The organism is Ruegeria sp. R13_0 (genome assembly GCF_017743995.1).
Taxonomy (GTDB): Bacteria; Pseudomonadota; Alphaproteobacteria; order Rhodobacterales; family Rhodobacteraceae; genus Ruegeria.
This window is the reverse complement of sequence record NZ_JAGHRB010000050.1, coordinates 1-1,205: the sequence shown is the minus strand read 5'-3', so window position 1 is coordinate 1,205 and position 1,205 is coordinate 1. Positions and strand designations below refer to the sequence as shown.

The following is a 1,205-nucleotide window of genomic DNA, read 5'->3' as shown; positions in this document are numbered from 1 at the left end:
CATAGTGCAGTTGTCTAAGACTGCTTATGAGAGGAGCCACCCCATGCAAGTTACCACAATCGGCGTTGATCTGGCCAAGAACGTTTTCCAGGTCCATGGGATCACCGCCACTGAGGAAGTTGTGTTCAACAAGCCCCTGCGGCGGGCGCAGTTTCTGGCCTTCTTTGCGAAGTTGGAGCCCTGCCTGATCGGTATGGAATCTTGCAGTAGCGCGCATCATTGGGCGCGCGAACTGACGGAGTTGGGCCACGAGGTTCGTTTGATCCCACCGATGTATGTGAAGCCATACGTCAAACGCGGGAAGTCAGACGCCATTGATGCTGAAGCAATCTGCGAAGCCGTAACCAGACCGACCATGCGCTTTGTCGCGATCAAAACGGTAGAGCAGCAGTCCTTGCTGTCGCTGCATCGGGCGCGTGATCTTCTGGTGCGCCAGAGAACGCAACTCATCAACAATCTGCGTGGTCTGGTCGCCGAGTTTGGCATCTTCATCCCACGAGGCCTCGCCCGTGTGATTGGGTTTGCTGAGAACATCACCCTCGGTGAAGTGCTGGACTTGCCAGACATTGCCAATGAAGTGATCCACAACCTGTGCGAGCAGCTCATGGCTCTGCACAAACGCGTCCGCTGGTACGAAGATCGTGTCAAACAAGTTGCTAAAGAGGACGCGCGTGTTCGCCTTCTTCGCACGATCCCCGGTGTTGGTGCTGTGACGGCCTCTGCAATCATCGCCAGCATTGGAGATGGGCATCAGTTCAGGAATGGCCGGGAGTTCGCTGCTTGGCTGGGTCTGACGCCGGCGAATAAATCCAGCGGCGGCAAGGAAAAACTGGGGAGGATCACCAAGATGGGCGACCAGTATCTGCGGTCGTTGCTTGTGGTCGGCATGACATCACTGGTCCGACAAACCCGGTCCCACCCCGAACGCGCCAGCAAGTGGCTGACCTCATTGCTCGAACGCAAAGCCGCCCGCGTCGCAACTGTCGCGATGGCCAACAAGACCGCCCGTATCGTCTGGGCAGTGCTCACCCGCAACGAGCCCTACAGCCCACGTGCTGACGTCTGAGACGAAAGGAACAATGAGTTAGCAAGACCCGCGAGATGATGGTGCATAAGTCAGCCGCCAAAACCAGGACACTCCGCCGAATGGCGCGGGCGTAAGAGCCCGCAAAGCTGATAGGAACTTGGTTTGCGGAACCCATCAG

At 57.3% G+C, this 1,205-nt stretch carries 1 protein-coding gene; it reads left to right on the top strand.

Features of this window, described 5'->3' with window-relative positions:
* Nucleotides 1–43 precede the first annotated feature (43 nt).
* Nucleotides 44–1,066: an IS110 family transposase gene (locus tag J7394_RS22780; RefSeq protein WP_209256246.1), complete on the top strand. Its 1,023-nt coding sequence runs from the start codon at nt 44–46 to the stop codon at nt 1,064–1,066.
* The last annotated feature ends 139 nt before the right edge of the window (nt 1,067–1,205 follow it).